Source organism: Streptomyces sp. NPDC001970 (assembly GCF_053594115.1).
In genome coordinates, this window is sequence record NZ_JBSFDW010000009.1 from 1 (window position 1) to 15,889 (window position 15,889).

At 71.2% G+C, this 15,889-nt stretch carries 12 protein-coding genes; 8 read left to right on the plus strand and 4 right to left on the minus strand.

Going from position 1 to position 15,889, the window contains the following annotated elements; all coding sequences use genetic code 11:
- Positions 1-179: 179 nt before the first annotated feature.
- From ACWCP0_RS13625 to pdhA, 3 genes are read right to left on the minus strand one after another with little or no spacing between them, the layout of a single operon-like run.
- Entirely contained in the window at positions 180-1,613 is a 1,434-nt protein-coding gene (locus ACWCP0_RS13625; RefSeq protein ID WP_451078998.1) for a dihydrolipoamide acetyltransferase family protein, read from the minus strand.
- Positions 1,614-1,623: 10 nt separating this feature from the next.
- Entirely contained in the window at positions 1,624-2,604 is a 981-nt protein-coding gene (locus ACWCP0_RS13630; RefSeq protein WP_451078999.1) for an alpha-ketoacid dehydrogenase subunit beta, read from the minus strand.
- A 3-nt stretch (positions 2,605-2,607) separates the two neighbouring features.
- Positions 2,608-3,771, minus strand: a complete 1,164-nt coding sequence (gene pdhA, locus ACWCP0_RS13635; RefSeq protein WP_451079000.1) for a pyruvate dehydrogenase (acetyl-transferring) E1 component subunit alpha — start codon at positions 3,769-3,771, stop codon at positions 2,608-2,610.
- Between the two features lie 325 nt (positions 3,772-4,096).
- Here pdhA and ACWCP0_RS13640 point away from each other — a divergent pair, with 325 nt between their 5' ends.
- The 3 genes from ACWCP0_RS13640 (at position 4,097) to ACWCP0_RS13650 (ending at position 6,451) form a co-directional block, all read left to right on the plus strand.
- The gene (locus ACWCP0_RS13640) at positions 4,097-4,759 is read left to right on the plus strand and encodes a response regulator (RefSeq protein WP_451079001.1); all 663 of its coding nucleotides are present in this window, start codon (positions 4,097-4,099) and stop codon (positions 4,757-4,759) included.
- 207 nt (positions 4,760-4,966) lie between these two features.
- Positions 4,967-5,419 (plus strand): pyridoxamine 5'-phosphate oxidase family protein, encoded by a 453-nt coding sequence (locus tag ACWCP0_RS13645; RefSeq protein ID WP_451079002.1) that lies wholly within the window; start codon positions 4,967-4,969, stop codon positions 5,417-5,419.
- Positions 5,420-5,434: 15 nt separating this feature from the next.
- Entirely contained in the window at positions 5,435-6,451 is a 1,017-nt protein-coding gene (locus ACWCP0_RS13650; RefSeq protein WP_451079003.1) for a phosphotransferase, read from the plus strand.
- An 8-nt stretch (positions 6,452-6,459) separates the two neighbouring features.
- On the opposite strand, the gene ACWCP0_RS13655 is transcribed toward ACWCP0_RS13650, so the two are convergent.
- On the minus strand, positions 6,460-8,109 hold the full coding sequence (locus ACWCP0_RS13655) for a protein kinase domain-containing protein (RefSeq protein ID WP_451079004.1): 1,650 nt from the start codon (positions 8,107-8,109) through the stop codon (positions 6,460-6,462).
- A gap of 309 nt (positions 8,110-8,418) precedes the next feature.
- Here ACWCP0_RS13655 and ACWCP0_RS13660 point away from each other — a divergent pair, with 309 nt between their 5' ends.
- The 5 genes from ACWCP0_RS13660 (at position 8,419) to ACWCP0_RS13680 (ending at position 15,886) form a co-directional block, all read left to right on the plus strand.
- Complete coding sequence (locus tag ACWCP0_RS13660; RefSeq protein WP_451079005.1) at positions 8,419-10,041, plus strand: protein kinase domain-containing protein; 1,623 nt, start codon at positions 8,419-8,421, stop codon at positions 10,039-10,041.
- Positions 10,042-10,284: 243 nt separating this feature from the next.
- Positions 10,285-11,367, plus strand: a complete 1,083-nt coding sequence (locus tag ACWCP0_RS13665; RefSeq protein ID WP_451079006.1) for a hypothetical protein — start codon at positions 10,285-10,287, stop codon at positions 11,365-11,367.
- A gap of 109 nt (positions 11,368-11,476) precedes the next feature.
- Positions 11,477-12,169, plus strand: coding sequence for a helix-turn-helix transcriptional regulator (locus ACWCP0_RS13670; RefSeq protein ID WP_451079007.1), 693 nt, complete (start codon positions 11,477-11,479; stop codon positions 12,167-12,169).
- 88 nt (positions 12,170-12,257) lie between these two features.
- Positions 12,258-13,019 (plus strand): ABC transporter ATP-binding protein, encoded by a 762-nt coding sequence (locus ACWCP0_RS13675; RefSeq protein WP_451079008.1) that lies wholly within the window; start codon positions 12,258-12,260, stop codon positions 13,017-13,019.
- On the plus strand, positions 13,016-15,886 hold the full coding sequence (locus ACWCP0_RS13680) for an FtsX-like permease family protein (RefSeq protein WP_451079009.1): 2,871 nt from the start codon (positions 13,016-13,018) through the stop codon (positions 15,884-15,886). Before ACWCP0_RS13675 ends, ACWCP0_RS13680 begins: the two co-directional genes overlap by 4 nt.
- Positions 15,887-15,889 lie beyond the last annotated feature (3 nt).

Here is a 15,889-nt window from a genome sequence, read left to right on the forward strand (position 1 = left end):
CGGGCAGCTGACCACGGGGGCACTGATCGCGCAGATGATGGTCGATCCGGTGAACCTGATCCTGCGGGCCACACCGTGGCCGCACCCCCGCTCATGTCGCCATCATGCTGAGCGAACGAACGAGGCGGCCCCGCAGGACAGTTGCTGTCCTGCGGGGCCGCCTCGTTGAACGGGCCCGGTCAGGCCCAGGTGATCAGCCGCTTCGGCTGCTCCAGGACCGCCGCGACGTCCGCCAGCACCTTGGAGCCGAGCTCGCCGTCGACCAGCCGGTGGTCGAAGGACAACGCCAGCGTGGTGACCTGACGGGGCTTGACCTTGCCCTTGTGGACCCACGGCTGGAGCTTGATCGCACCGACCGCGAGGATCGCGGCCTCGCCCGGGTTGAGGATCGGCGTGCCGGTGTCGACGCCGAAGACGCCGACGTTGGTGATGGTCACCGTCCCGCCCTGCATGGCCGCGGGGCTCGTCTTCCCCTCGCGGGCCGTGGCGACCAGCTCGCCGAGGGCCTCGGCCAGCTGCGGAAGCGTCTTGTCGTGCGCGTCCTTGATGTTCGGCACGATCAGGCCGCGCGGGGTGGCGGCGGCGATACCCAGGTTGACGTAGTGCTTGAGCACGATCTCCTGGTTCGCCTCGTCCCAGGAGGCGTTGACCTCCGGGTTGCGCTTGATCGCGACCAGCAGCGCCTTGGCGATGAGGAGCAGCGGGTTCACACGAAGCCCGGCCATGTCCTTGTCGGCCTTGAGCTCCTCGACCAGCTTCATCGTGCGCGTGACGTCGACCGTGACGAACTCGGTGACGTGCGGCGCGGTGAAGGCGGAGCCGACCATCGCCTGCGCGGTGGCCTTCCGTACGCCCTTGACGGGGACACGGGTCTCCCGGGCGCCTCCCACGACGACGGGCTCCGGAGCAGCTGCGGCCGTCTGTGCCGGCGCGGCGGCGGGGGCGGGCGCGGCGACCGGGGCGGGAGCGACAGCCGCGTGGACGTCCTCGCGGGTGATGATCCCGTCGGGTCCGCTCGGCACGACCGTGGCGAGGTCCACGCCGAGGTCCTTGGCCAGCTTGCGCACGGGCGGCTTGGCGAGCGGCCGGCCGATGACGGGGGCCTCGGGCGCGGTCCCGTGCCCGTTGAGCTCGGCCTGTACGGCGGCCTGCGCGGCCTGCTCGACCTGCGCCTGCTCGGGTACGGACGCACCCTTGCGCGGCCGGCGCTTGGTCGAGGACTCGGCGACCCCGTACCCGACCAGCACCGGCTGGCGGCCCTTGGGCTTGGCCTCGGCCTCCGGCTCGGCGGCGGCGAGCGTCGGCTCGGTGGCCGCCGGCGACGGCTCCTCGGCCTCGCCCGACCCCGGCGCCACATCCACCGTGATGATCGCGGTGCCCACGTCGACCGTGGTGCCCTCGTCGAAGCGCAGCTCGTGCACGACGCCGTCGTACGGAATCGGCAGCTCCACCGCCGCCTTCGCCGTCTCGACCTCGCACACCACCTGGCCGTCGGTCACGGTGTCGCCGGGCTGGACGTACCACTTGAGGATCTCGGCCTCGGTGAGTCCCTCGCCCACGTCGGGCATCTTGAACTCACGGAAACGAGCAGAAGCGTCTGTCATCGTCGTCACGACCCTCTCCTCAGTACGCAAGCGAGCGGTCGACGGCGTCGAGCACCCGGTCAAGGCCCGGAAGGTACTCCTCCTCCAGCCGGGCCGGCGGGTACGGGGCGTGGAAACCGCCGACACGCAGCACCGGCGCCTCCAGGTGGTAGAAGCACCGCTCGGTGATGCGGGCGGCGATCTCCGCGCCGGAGCCGTAGAAGACCGGGGCCTCGTGGACGACGACGAGCCGACGGGTCTTCTCGACCGACTTCTGGACCGCGTCGAAGTCGATCGGGGACATCGAGCGAAGGTCCAGGACCTCCACCGACTTGCCCTCCTCCTGGGCGGCCGCGGCGGCCTCCAGGCAGACCTTCACCATCGGCCCGTACGCGGCGAGCGTCACATCGCTGCCGGTGCGGACGGTGCGGGCGGCGTGCAGCGGGTCCGGGATGGACTCGGTGTCGAGCTCGCCCTTGTCCCAGTAGCGCCGCTTCGGCTCGAAGAAGATCACCGGGTCGTCGCTCTGGATGGCCTGCTGCAGCATCCAGTAGCCGTCGGAGGCGTTCGACGGGGAGACCACCTTGAGGCCGGCCACGTGCGCGAAGAGCGCCTCGGGCGACTCGGAGTGGTGCTCGACCGCGCCGATGCCGCCGCCGTACGGGATGCGGACGACGACCGGCAGCTTGATCTTGCCGAGCGCGCGGGCGTGCATCTTGGCGAGCTGCGTGACGATCTGGTCGTACGCGGGAAAGACGAAGCCGTCGAACTGGATCTCGACGACCGGGCGGTAGCCCCGCAGCGCGAGCCCGATCGCGGTGCCGACGATGCCGGACTCGGCGAGCGGGGTGTCGATGACCCGCTCCTCGCCGAAGTCTTTCTGGAGCCCGTCGGTGATCCGGAAGACTCCGCCGAGCTTGCCGACGTCCTCACCCATGATCAGGACCTTGGGGTCGGTGTCGAGGGCCTTGCGCAGCGACTCGTTGAGCGCCTTCGCGAGGGACATCTTCTCTACTGCCATGGCTTACTTGCCCTCCCCGGACGCGTCCTCGAACGACGCCTGGTAGGCGGCGAACTGTGCGCGCTCCTCGTCGACGAGGGCGTGCCCGTCGGCGTAGACATTGTCGAAGATCGCCATGTGGTCCGGGTCGGGCATGGCACGGACGGCCTCGCGCACGCGCTTGGCCAGGGCGTCGCTCTCCTCGTCGAGGGCGGTGAAGTACGCCTCGTCGGCGAAGCCCTCGTTCTCCAGGTACGTGCGCAGACGCAGGATCGGGTCCTTGGCCTCCCAGGCCGCCCGCTCGTCGTCGTGCCGGTACTTGGTGGGGTCGTCGGAGGTGGTGTGGGCACCCATCCGGTACGTGAACGCCTCGACCAGCGTCGGGCCCTCACCGCGGCGGGCGCGCTCCAGCGCGGACCGCGTCACGGCGAGGCAGGCCAGCACGTCGTTGCCGTCGACGCGGACGCCGGGGAAGCCGAAGCCCTGCGCGCGCTGGTAGAGCGGCACGCGGGTCTGGCGCTCGGTGGGCTCGGAGATCGCCCACTGGTTGTTCTGGCAGAAGAACACGACCGGGGCGTTGTAGACCGCGGAGAAGGTGAAGGACTCGGCGACGTCGCCCTGGCTGGAGGCGCCGTCACCGAAGTACGCGATGACCGCGGAGTCCGCGCCGTCCTTGGCGACACCCATCGCGTAGCCGGTCGCGTGCAGCGTCTGCGAGCCGATCACGATGGTGTACAGGTGGAAGTTGTTGCTGTTCGGGTCCCAGCCGCCGTGGTTCACGCCACGGAACATCCCGAGCAGATTCGTCGGGTCGACCCCGCGGCACCAGGCGACGCCGTGCTCCCGGTAGGTCGGGAAGACGTAGTCGTCGTCGCGCAGGGCCCGTCCCGAGCCGATCTGCGCCGCCTCCTGGCCGAGCAGCGACGCCCACAGACCCAGCTCGCCCTGACGCTGGAGAGCGGTGGCCTCCGCGTCGAAACGACGCGTCAGGACCATGTCGCGGTAGAGCCCGCGAAGCTCCTCGGGGCTCAGGTCGATGTCGTACTCCGGGTGCTCGACCCGCTCACCTTCGGGGTTGAGCAGCTGTACGAGCTGAGGCTCGGACGTCTGCGGCTTCTTCGCGGCGCCGGAAACGGCGCGCTTACTGCTGCGGCGCGGTTTGCGCGCGGCAGTGCTCTCCACGGTCACGTGCGTGCTCCTCCGTCTGTCCGGCCCCCGGGGTCCGCCGGGAACCAGTGCGGCTCGCCTGTATCCGTACCCGTGCACGGGGTGGGTGCCGCTCGGCAGGGAACAGGCGTGACAGGTGCCCCGGCGAGCGCCCTGCCAAAGGCACGTTACCCAGTGGGCCGCATTACTGCGAAACCCCATTTGACCTGCGATTTTGCTTGGATTTCCAAGTAAATCGAGAAAAGCGGGAACAACCACTGGTCACGGCCTTGCGGGCCGCCGGAACAGGGGCACGTTATCCCGGTCACCCCGGGCACGGGAAGAGTGAGTATGTGAGACTGATTTAGTGCGGGACGAGGGAAAAATCACGGTATTCCTGGTTGACGACCACGAGATCGTCCGGCGTGGCGTGCATGAACTCCTCTCGGTCGAGGACGACATCGAGGTCGTCGGGGAGGCCGGGACGGCGGCGGACGCCCTGGTCAGGATTCCGGCCGTCCGTCCCGACGTGGCCGTTCTGGACGTACGCCTTCCGGACGGCAGCGGGGTGGAGGTGTGCCGCGAGGTCCGTTCCCGCAACGATGCCATCAAATGCCTGATGCTCACGTCGTACGCCGACGACGAGGCCCTTTTCGACGCGATCATGGCCGGGGCCTCCGGCTATGTCCTCAAGGCGATCCGCGGCACCGAGCTCCTGACGGCGGTACGGGACGTGGCGGCGGGCAGGTCGCTGCTCGACCCGGTCGCCACCGCGCGCGTCCTGGAACGGCTGCGGGACGGCAACACCCCCAAGGGTGACGAGAAGCTGGCGAGCTTGACCGACCAGGAGCGCAGGATCCTCGACCTGATCGGCGAGGGGCTGACGAACCGCGCGATCGGCGAGCGGCTGCACCTCGCCGAGAAGACCATCAAGAACTACGTCTCGAGCCTGCTCGCCAAGCTCGGCATGGAGCGGCGTTCGCAAGCCGCGGCGTATGTGGCGAGGATGCAGGCGGAGCGACCGCGCTGAGGATGCGCGGCGGTGCACGGCTGAGGGCCGGGGCACCGAGGGCCGGGGCGCCGGCCCGGGCCGCTGAAGGCTCGGACACTGAGGTCCGGGTGCCGAGCTGGGCCACCGAAGGCCGGGCCGAGGGGTCCGTTTCGTGACCTAGGTCCCACCGCGGGCAGGTCGGGCGGCCCTGTTCGCCGGTTCGCCCGGCGGCGGATCGTGGAGTTCATGCCCTCCGACGACCCCTGCCCCACCGACGGCCTGCGCACCGACGAACTGCGCACCGTCGAGCTGCTCTCCCGGGTGTCGTACGGAAGGCTGGCGACCAGCCTGCGCGCCATGCCCGTCGTCGCACCGGCGCGCCATGTCGTGTCCGACGGGTACGTGCTGCTGCGCGTCCACGCGGGACTCGGATTCCACCAGACCTGCGGCGGCAGCGTGGTGGCCTACGGCGCGGACAACCTCAACTCGGACGCGGACGCCCTCTGGTCCGTCCAGTTCACCGGCACCGCGGAGATCGTCACGCCGACTGCGGACGAGGTGGAGGACTTCGGCGACACTGGCCCCTGCCGGGTGAACGGGAAGCCGTTCGACCCGGTGTACCTGCGCATCAAGCCCCGGTTCGCCTCGGTGCACACATGGGACTGTGCCGAAGAGCGAACTGCACGACACGCTGCGTGATCTATCATCTGACGGGTGCCGCGCTCATCTGCTACTGCCCCACCTCCGCTGGGTGAACTCCTGCGCCGGTACGAGCACCCCGGCGAGCCCCTCTCCTGCGAGCCCGTCACCCAAGGCCTCCTCAACCGCGGCTACCGCCTCGCCACCACCCGCGGCGCCTACTTCCTCAAGCAGCACGTCGACGCGCCGACCGCCGACCGCGCCACCATCGTCCGCCAGCACCGCGCCACCCAGCGCCTCCAGTCCCTCGGCGTCCCGGTCGCCCCGCCCGTCCAGGACACGGCGGGCGACACCGTCGCCGTCATCGGCGGCCGCTGCTACGCCCTGCACCCCTGGGTGGACGGCCGGCACCGGGGCGGCGCCCAGCTGACCACCGCCGAGTCCCGGCGCCTCGGGGCGCTCCTGGGCCGGGTGCACACCGCACTGGAACGGGTGATGGAGGCGGACCCGCACGAGCGCGAGCACCTCAGCGCCGACCCCGACGAGACCTTCGCGCTGATCGACGAGCTGCTGGCCCTGGCCCGCTCCCACCGCCCCCGCGACACCTTCGACACCCTTGCCGAGCACCGGCTGCTGGAGCGCCGGATCCTTCTGGAGCGGCACGCAGACCGCCGACCGCCACCGGGCACCGCCGGCGGCTGGGTGCACGGCGACTTCCACCCGCTGAATCTGCTCTACCAGGGCGCCGAGCCCGCCGCGATCGTCGACTGGGACCGGCTGGGGGTGCAGCCGCGCGCCGAAGAGGCCGTACGGGCCGCGGCGATCTTCTTCGTACGGCCGGCGGGGGAACTGGAGCTGCCGAAGGTGCGGGCGTACGCGCGCGCCTACCGGCGGGCGGCCGGGGCGGACGGCGCGGAGCTGGCCGCGGCGGTGCACCGGGTGTGGTGGGAGCGGCTCAACGACTTCTGGATACTGCGCTGGCGCTACCAGCTGCACGACCGCAGAGCCGACCCGCAGTTCCCTGCGGTGTCAGCCCTGGCGGTGTGGTGGACGCGGGAGTACGAGGCGGTGTGCGAGGCGTTCACGGGGTGAACGGCGTGTCAGCGGGCGCTGCCGTTCGTGGTGGTCCCGGCGTCGGTGCTGCCGCCGTCCGTCTGACCACCGTCCGTGGTCCCGCCGTCGGTGGTGCCACCGTCGGTCGTACCGCCGTCCGTCTGACCACCGTCCGTGGTCCCGCCGTCGGTGGTGCCACCGTCCGTCTGACCACCATCTGTCTGACCACCGTCCGTCGTGCCCTCGGTGGTGTTGCCCTCCGTCGTGGAAGGCGTACCGGACGGGCCGCCGTCCGTGGGGGTCTCCGGCGCGGAGGGCGTGTCCTTGTCCGTCGGGGTGTCGGACGGCGTCCAGGGGTACTGGTTGCCGCCCGACGTCTGCTCCGGCTCCTCCGACTCCTCGTCCTCCGTCTCCGGCGGCGCCGAGGACGGCTTGTCCGGCGTGTTCGGAGTGTTCGAGACGGTCGTCTGGTCGGTCGGGTTCTTGCCGGTGTCGGCCGTGCGGTCCAGCGCGAAGACCACACCCGCCGCGATCGCGACCATCGCCAGGGCGAGGAACAGCCACACCTTGCCGCGGCCGCCCCGGCCGTTTCCGCCAGGGCCGTTTCCGTGGCCGTACGCGCCGGTGTACGCCCCGTCGTCCGGGTTGCGCGGCGGCAGGATCGGGCCCTTCGAGGTGTCCCCGTGCGGCGGGTGCCCCATCGCGGTCGTCGCGGTCATGCCCATCGCCGGCGTGTGGAGGCCGTCGTGCATCTCGACCGGGCCGGTGTTCCACGTACCGGTGTGGCTGCCCTGCTGCTGGAGCATCTGCAGCCCGTACTGCACCAGGCCGCGCATCTCCTCGGCGCTCTGGAACCGGTCGTCCGGGTCCTTCGCGAGCGCCCGGACGACGAGCCCGTCCAGCTCCGGCGGTGCCACGTCCGAGGCCTCGGACGGCGGCACGGGGGCGTCCTGGACGTGCTGGTAGACGACGGAGAGCGGGGTCTCACCGGTGAACGGAGGACGCAGCGCGAGCAGCTCGTACAGCAGACAGCCCGTGGCGTACAGGTCCGAGCGGTGGTCGACGGCCTTGCCGAGCGCCTGCTCGGGGGAGAGGTACTGCGGCGTGCCCATGACCATGCCGGTCTGGGTCATCGTCGTCGACGCGCCGTGCAGCGCGCGGGCGATGCCGAAGTCCATCACCTTCACGGCGCCGCCGTGGGTGATGATGACGTTCGCGGGCTTGATGTCGCGGTGCACGATGCCGTGCTGGTGCGAGTACGCGAGCGCTTCGAGGACGCCGGAGACGATGATGAGCGCCTGCTCGGGCGGCGGGGCCTCGGCGTTGATGAGGAGGTCGCGGATCGTGCGGCCCTCGACCAACTCCATGACGATGTACGGCACGGACTGGCCGTTCACGACGTCCTCGCCGGAGTCGTACACGGCCACGATGGCGTGGTGGTTGAGCCCGGCGACCGACTGCGCCTCGCGCGTGAAGCGGGCCTTGGACACGGGGTCCTCGGCGAGGTCGGCGCGGAGCAGCTTGACGGCGACGGTGCGGCCGAGCCGTACGTCCTCCGCCGCGAAGACCTCGGCCATGCCGCCGCGTCCGAGGCGGTGCGTCAGGCGGTAGCGCCCGTCACCGACGAGTCCGCCGACGCCCCAGGAGTCCGCAGCATCCGAGACTCCGCCGCCACTTGCTTCGGGTTCGGGTGCCATCAGTCCTCGCCGTCGTATCTTTGCCGTGCCGAGCGCTTGCGCGGCCGGCGTTCCTCGGGTGCCTTGGTGCTCTGCGACGTCACGCTACAGGCTCCGCGCGGCGGCCCGGTCCGAGATGGACCGGCCATCCAACCCGCTGCCGCTGCACCCACGCAAATTCCATGCGTTTCCTGTAACGCTTGCGAGACGCTTCTCGTGCGTACGGTCACGGAACGGGCACCCGGCTTGACGTGTCCGTGCCCTCGGGCAGACTTGGCCCGTAAATACGGATCACCGCGGCCGCCAGGCGCGCGTAGGGGGAAGCACGACATGAGTCAGGACGGGGCACACGGCGGCGGCCGTTACGCGGGCGGTTCGGTCGCCGGCGGCCGGTACCAGCTTCGCGACCTGCTCGGCGAGGGCGGCATGGCCTCGGTCTACCTGGCCTACGACTCCGCTCTGGACCGCCAGGTCGCCATCAAGACGCTCCACACCGAGCTCGGCCGCGAGCAGTCCTTCCGCGAGCGCTTCCGGCGCGAGGCGCAGGCCGTCGCCAAGCTGTCCCACACCAACATCGTGTCGGTCTTCGACACGGGTGAGGACGAGCTCAACGGCTCGCTCATGCCGTACATCGTCATGGAGTACGTGGAGGGCAAGCCCCTCGGCTCGGTCCTCAACGCCGACATCCAGCAGTACGGCGCGATGCCGGCCGACAAGGCGCTCAAGGTGACCGCGGATGTGCTCGCGGCGCTGGAGACCAGCCATGAAATGGGCCTGGTCCACCGGGACATCAAGCCCGGCAACGTGATGATGACCAAGCGCGGCGTCGTCAAGGTCATGGACTTCGGTATCGCACGGGCCATGCAGTCGGGCGTCACGTCGATGACGCAGACCGGCATGGTCGTCGGTACGCCGCAGTACCTGTCGCCCGAGCAGGCGCTGGGGCGCGGCGTCGACGCCCGCTCCGACCTGTACTCGGTCGGCATCATGCTCTTCCAGCTGCTGACGGGCCGGCTGCCGTTCGACGCGGACTCGCCGCTGGCGATCGCCTACGCGCATGTGCAGGAGGAGCCGGTCGCCCCGTCCTCCATCAACCGCTCGGTGACCCCGGCGATGGACGCGCTGGTCGCGCGGGCGCTGAAGAAGAACCCGAACGAGCGTTTCCCGAACGCCGCTGCGATGCGCGACGAGTGCATGCGCGTCTCCGGTGCGGGGCAGACGGGTGCGCCGGTCATCGTCGCCGGAGGCCCCGTCAGCAGCGGCGCGGGGGTCGGCTCGGCGGTCTTCCCGCCGGTCGACCAGTCCACGCCGGCGCCGCCTGGCGTTCACCAGCCGTACCAGCCGGGTCCGGTCCCCGGGCCGTACGGTCACCCGACGCCGACGCCCGCACCGGCTCCGAGCTACGGATACCCGCAGCAGGTCCCGACCCCTGCCCCGGCGTACCAGTCGCCGACTCCACCCCCGTACACCATCTCCCCGCAGCCGACGGCCGGTTCGACGGGCGGTGGTGGCGGCAGCCGGAACATGCCGGTGATCGTGGGCTCGGCCGTGGTGGCGCTGCTGGCGATCGGCGGCCTGATCGCCGCGCTGAACCTGGGCGGCAAAGAGAACCCTGGCGGCGGCGGCAGCGACCCGAGTGCGAGCCAGACCGCGGTGGCGGAGCACAAGCCGCCGGAGCGCAACAGGACGATGGACAAGGAAGAGTGCACGGACGCCTATGAGGACAGCGACGACCCGAAGAAGGTCCAGGCTCCGAGCTTCGTCTACAAGGACCTGATCTCCGTCAAGCAGTGCATCCAGGCGGCGGGCTGGCAGATCAAGGAAACCAGGGTGGACCATCCGCAGTACGCGGAGGACCAGGTCATCGAGCAGTTCCCGACAGAGGGCACGGCCGTGGTTCCCGGAAGCCAGACGTTCGAGCTGAAGATCGCCACCGGAGACCCGGGGCAGTAGTCGCCTTTTCCGGCCTCCTTTTCGGCCGCCCTCCCGTCGGCCACCTTCACCTCGGTCACCTTCACCTCGGAACGGCCCGGCACGCGGATGGCGCGCCGGGCCGTTTGCGCGCCCCGCCCCGGCCCTCACGCCCGGGATGCCGGACAAGCTCGCGTATGTGACGCTTAGTCCGATATTCCTGCATCTCGGCGACTCGGCACGGGAGGGGGTCACCCAGTGGCTCCGAAGCTCCGCACGCGCGGCGTGGCGACCATCGCAGTGTTCGCGGCCGTCGTGCTGGCGACGATGCCGGTCGGGGCGTACGCCGATGACCACGACTCCTGGGACCTCGCAGAAACGTTTCGGGGGCACGCCGACGACCAGCAGCAGGACCGGCAGGACCGGCACGTACAGCAGGACGGCCGTGGCCCTGAGGGCCGGCAGGACCGCGAGGACGCCAAGGAGCCGCAGGGACTTCAGGGGCATCGGTCGGCCAGGGCAGCGGCCGCGCCACCACCCGTTCGGCCCGGCGGTCCCGGGAGGCTGCTGTACGGGAGGGCGCCGAAGGGCCCCGGGGCGCAGGAGCCCGGGGTGTCGGCTCGGCCCGGCAAGGGCGGCGTCGCGCACAAGGGCCACGGGCCCGGCCCGGATGCGAGTTCCGGCACGAGCACAGGAACGACCACGGGTGCGGGCAGAGGCGCAGGCACAGGCACAGGTACGGGGGGCACGGGCACGGGCACAGGCACAGGTATGGGCACGGACACAGGCGCCAAGGACGACGCGCGCCCGGGCCAAGGCGCGGGACGCGGCCCGACGGCGAGCACCGACGCCCGCCCCAAGGGCTCCCCGAAGACCTCCCCTTCCGCGTCCCCTTCGCCCTCGCTGGCCGGACGCCTGGCCGGCGAGGGCCGTGACCGACCCGGCCGTACGGCCCCGGCCCCGCCGGTCCCGACCGCGACCACGTCGCCCGAGGCCGGGCACGACAGCCGGCGTCAGCGCGAACCCACACTCCAACGCGCGCGCGAGAGGGAGCGGGAACAGGCCCGGGAACGCGAGCGCGAGCGCATGAAGGCCGAGTTGCGGAAGGAAACGGAGATGCGGAAGCGACTGCTGCGGGAACAGCGCGAGCGGGAGTCGCGCGACGCACACACCTCCGCGCCCGCGGTCCCCGTACCGCCGCCCACGGCGACCCCGTCACCCACCGCACCCGACCCCGTCGGCAAGGCGGCGCCCCCTTCCTCCTCCCGGCCGCTGGAACGCCAGATTCCGGTCATGACGCTCGGCGCAGGATTCGCCCTGATGGGGCTGGGTCTCGGCTACATGGGACTGCGGCTCCGCCGGTACTGAGGCCCCTCCCGAACCCCTCCCGGAGACCCCTGGTCCCTCGTACGGCCTACGCGCAACGTCCGTCTCAAGTCGGTTGTCCGCAGCGGCATACCCGGTATACATACTGAGTATGTCGATCCGCCACGGGCTTCTCGCCCTCCTGGAACGCGGTCCTCGCTACGGCTCCCAGCTCCGTACGGAGTTCGAGTCCCGTACGGGAGCCACCTGGCCGCTCAACGTCGGCCAGGTCTACACGACCCTCAGCCGTCTGGAGCGCGACGGCATGGTCGTACAGGACGGGGAGGACGAGGCCGGGCACGCGCTCTACGCCATCACCGACGCCGGGCGCGGCGAACTGAGGTCCTGGTTCGAACGGCCCGTCGACCGCACCAGCCCCGCCCGGGACGAGCTGGCCATCAAGCTCGCCATGGCGGTCGGAGCGCCGACCATCGACATCCGCGAGGTCATCCAGGCCCAGCGCCGGCACACCGTGAAGGCGATGCAGGACTACACCCGGCTCAAGGCCCAGGCGCTGGAAGCCGATCCTGCCGACCGCGACGAGATCGCCTGGCTGCTCGTACTGGAACAGCTCATCTTCCAGACCGAGGCGGAAGCCCGCTGGCTCGACCACTGCGAAGCCCGGCTCATCCGGCTCTCCGCGACGGCATCCCTGAGTCCGGAGCACGCACCCCCGCCTGCCCAGGCTCCGGAGCCAACGCCGACCTCGGGACCGGAGCCGACGCCGACCTCGGGACCGGAGCCGACGCCGACCTCGGGACCGGAGCCGACGCCCGTGCGTGACCGCCGGAGGCGGCGGGTCTGAGCTCCGGCTCCGTCCCTGTTCCGCGCGCCTCTCTCTTCACATCCGCTCGCGTACGCCCCTGCGCGTACGCCCAAGGGGGGACCCCTTCATGTCCGACCAATCCCACCAGCCACAGCAGTCACAGCAGCAGCCCGTGCTGCAACTGCGGAAGCTGACCCGCGTCCACGGCAGCGGCGCCACCGAGGTGCACGCCCTGCGTGGCGTCGACCTCGATGTGTTCCCGGGCGAACTCGTCGCCGTCATGGGCCCGTCCGGCTCCGGCAAGTCGACGCTACTTACCATCGCCGGCGGCCTCGACACCCCGAGCTCCGGCCAGGTGATCGTCGAGAACACCGACATCACCACCGCCGACCGCAAGACGCTCGCCGCCCTGCGCCGCCGCAGCATCGGTTATGTCTTCCAGGACTACAACCTCATCCCGGCGCTCACCGCCGCCGAGAACATCGCCCTGCCGCGCGAACTCGACGGCATCTCCGCCCGCAAGGCCCGCACCGAAGCCCTCGCCGCGCTGGAGGAGATGGACCTCGGCCATCTCGCCGACCGCTTCCCCGACGAGATGTCCGGCGGCCAGCAGCAGCGGGTGGCGATCGCCCGCGCCCTGGTCGGCGACCGCCGTCTCGTCCTCGCCGACGAGCCGACCGGTGCGTTGGACTCCGAGACCGGTGAATCCGTTCTCGCCCTGCTGCGCGCCCGCTGCGACGCGGGCGCTGCGGGCATCCTCGTCACCCATGAACCGCGCTTCGCGGCCTGGGCGGACCGGGTGGTCTTCCTGCGCGACGGCTCGGTCGTCGACCAGACCTTCCGCAGCGAGGCGGACTCCCTGCTGAGCGGGCAGGCGGCCGAACGGTGACGAACTGGTACCACTCCTGGCGGGCCGCGATACGCATCGCCCGCCGTGACGCCTGGCGCTTCAAAGGACGCAGCTTCCTCGTCCTGGCGATGATCGCGCTGCCGATCCTCGGTGTGAGCGCCGCCGATCTGACCCTGCGCAGCGCAGAACTCTCCACCGAGCAGACCCTTGAGCGCTCGCTCGGCGCCGCCGACGCTCGACTGTCCGACCCCGGCACCGGCGGGACACCGATCGAACAGGCCCCCGACGCCTCCAACTACTCGCCGGTGGGGAACTTCGACGAAAAGCCGTGGCCCGAGGGCGACGGGGATGTCTCCAAGGCCTTCCCGGCAGGCGCGAAGACCCTGGAGGACTCGAGCGGTTCCGGGAAGCTGCGCACCACGCACGGCCTGCTGAACGCCGAGATCCGTGAGCTCAGGTCCACCGACCCGATGGCCGCGGGCATCATGACGCTGGTCAGCGGCCGGTTCCCCAAGGGCAGCGACGAGGTGGCGGTGACGACCCACTTCCTCGAGTCGAGCGGGCTGAGCGTGGGCTCCAAGCTCGCGGCACGCGGCCTGGACCGTGAGTACACGATCACCGGCTCCTACGAGCTGCCTGATTCGCTCAAGACCGACCAGGTCAACGCGCTTCCCGGCGCCCTGCTCGACCCGCTCGACAAGGCGCTGGTGGCCGACGACCTGCCGGGTGTCGGCAAGAGCACGACCTACCTGGTGAACACTCCCGGTGGTTTCACGTGGAACATGGTCAAAGAGGCCAACGCCAAGGGTGTGGTGGCCCTTTCGCGGGCCGTTCAGCTGAGTCCGCCCGCAGAAGCGGATGTGCCGCTCTACCAGAGGGAGGGCTGGGGCGGCCGCTACGAGGAGAGCACCGGCGCACAGGCGGCGGCACTCGCCGCCGTCGGCACCGTCGTCGGCCTCGCGATGCTGGAGATCTGTCTGCTGGCCGGCCCCGCCTTCGCCGTGGGCGCCCGGCGCTCGCGCCGCCAGCTCGGGCTGGTCGGTGCGAACGGCGGCGACCGCCGTCACATCCGGGCCATCGTCCTGGCGGGCGGTCTGGTGATCGGCTTCGTGGCGGCCGTCGTGGGCACGGTGCTCGGTCTCGCCCTCACCTTCGCCCTGCGCCCGCTGCTCGAGGAGTCCATGGGGGCGCGCTTCGGCAGCTTCGACATCCGGCCGCTGGAGCTGCTCGGCATCGGCCTGCTCGCCGTGATGACCGGCCTGCTGGCCGCGATCGTCCCGGCCGTCACCGCCTCCCGGCAGACCGTCCTGGCCTCGCTCACCGGCCGCCGGGGCGTGCGCCGCAGCAGCCGGGTTCTCCCGGCGATCGGGCTCGTCGCGGTGCTGCTCGGGGCGGCGATCGCGCTGTACGGCTCCGTGTACTCGGAACAGTTCATCATCGTCGCCGGAGGCAGTGCGATCGCCGAGCTGGGCGTGGTGGCCCTGACGCCCGCACTGGTGGGCCTTTTCGGCCGCATCGGCCGCTGGCTGCCGCTGTCGCCCCGGCTCGCGCTGCGCGACGCCGTACGCAACCGGGGCCGCACGGCTCCCGCGGTGGCCGCGGTGCTGGCCGCGGTCGCGGGGACGGTCGCCGTGGCCACGTACGCGGCGAGCAAGGACGCCCAGGGCGCCGCCGAGTACGAGGCACGGCTGCCGAGCGGCGGGGTGTCCCTGACGATGGACGAGCCCGGCGGCCGTGATGTCGCCCAGACCCGCGCGGCAGTGCAGAAATACCTGCCGGTCGATGTCCGGGCCGACGTGGACCGCATCACCGTCGGGAAGAAGCAGTGCACGATGTCGTACAGCGACAGCCCCGGCTGCGGCCGGTACGAGGTCGTCGTGCCGGAGCCGAACCAGTGCCCGCTGTGGAGCTACACGCGCTCGGACGAGGACCCGGCGAAGAAGTTCAGCGTGGCCCAGCGCCGGGCGCTGTCCGAGGACTGGCGCTGCCAGGAGAACCGCGGCTTCGTGTACGTCCCGGGCGGCGTGATCGTCGGTGACGCGAAGCTGCTGAAGGCCCTCGCCGTCGAGGACCCGGGGGCCGTGACGGCCCTGGCGGACGGCAAGGTCGTCTCGTTCGACAAGCGCAACGTCGACAAGAACAGCACGATCGGTATCCGCCTGATCACCGACAACGAGGCGGCCGACAAGGCGGCCGAGGAGGGCGAGGAGGGCGAGGAGGCGCCGGGAACGGTCAAGACGTTCCCCGCGTACCAGGTGCCCGGGAACATCTCGGCGTACGGCATCTCCATGATCGTTCCCCCGGCGGCGGCCGGCGCTGCGGGCGTCACGACGGTCCCGTACGGCGCGTACTACACGACCGACCGGACACCGACCACCGAGCAGCGCCAGAAGCTCAACGGTGAGCTCGACAGGTCGGGTGCCGACGTCATGCTCCACATCGAGGAGGGCTACACCAGCGAGTACAGCATCGTGCTGCTGGCGCTGACCGTCTTCGCGGGGCTGATCACCATCGGTGCGGCCGGTATCGCCACCGGGCTCGCCCAGGCCGACGCCGAGGCGGACCTGAAGACGCTCGCGGCCGTCGGGGCCCCGCCGAGGGTGCGGCGCACGCTGAGCGGCTTCCAGTGCGGCGTGGTCGCCGCGATGGGCGTGGTGCTGGGCTCCGCTGCCGGTGTGCTGCCCGCGGTCGGGCTGCGGCTGACCGAGCAGCGCGAGCAGATGAAGTGGTACGAGCGGGCGCTCGACGAGGGCTACGGCGGAATGAGCGCCCCGCCGCACGTGCCGGTCGTCATCCCCTGGGAGACCCTGGCGGCCCTGCTCGTGGCCGTCCCGGTGGGCGCGGCCGTCCTCGCGGCGCTGGTCACCCGCTCCCGCGGGGCCCTGGCCCGGCGCGCGGCGACCTGACGC

Coding starts and splice junctions, on each gene's coding strand:
- ACWCP0_RS13655 (WP_451079004.1), bottom strand. CDS start 8,109: ATGGCACCCGAACCCGAAGCAAGTGGCGGCGGAGTCTCGGATGCTGCG.
- ACWCP0_RS13645 (WP_451079002.1), top strand. CDS start 4,967: ATGCCCTCCGACGACCCCTGCCCCACCGACGGCCTGCGCACCGACGAA.
- ACWCP0_RS13630 (WP_451078999.1), bottom strand. CDS start 2,604: ATGGCAGTAGAGAAGATGTCCCTCGCGAAGGCGCTCAACGAGTCGCTG.
- ACWCP0_RS13670 (WP_451079007.1), top strand. CDS start 11,477: ATGTCGATCCGCCACGGGCTTCTCGCCCTCCTGGAACGCGGTCCTCGC.
- ACWCP0_RS13660 (WP_451079005.1), top strand. CDS start 8,419: ATGAGTCAGGACGGGGCACACGGCGGCGGCCGTTACGCGGGCGGTTCG.
- ACWCP0_RS13675 (WP_451079008.1), top strand. CDS start 12,258: ATGTCCGACCAATCCCACCAGCCACAGCAGTCACAGCAGCAGCCCGTG.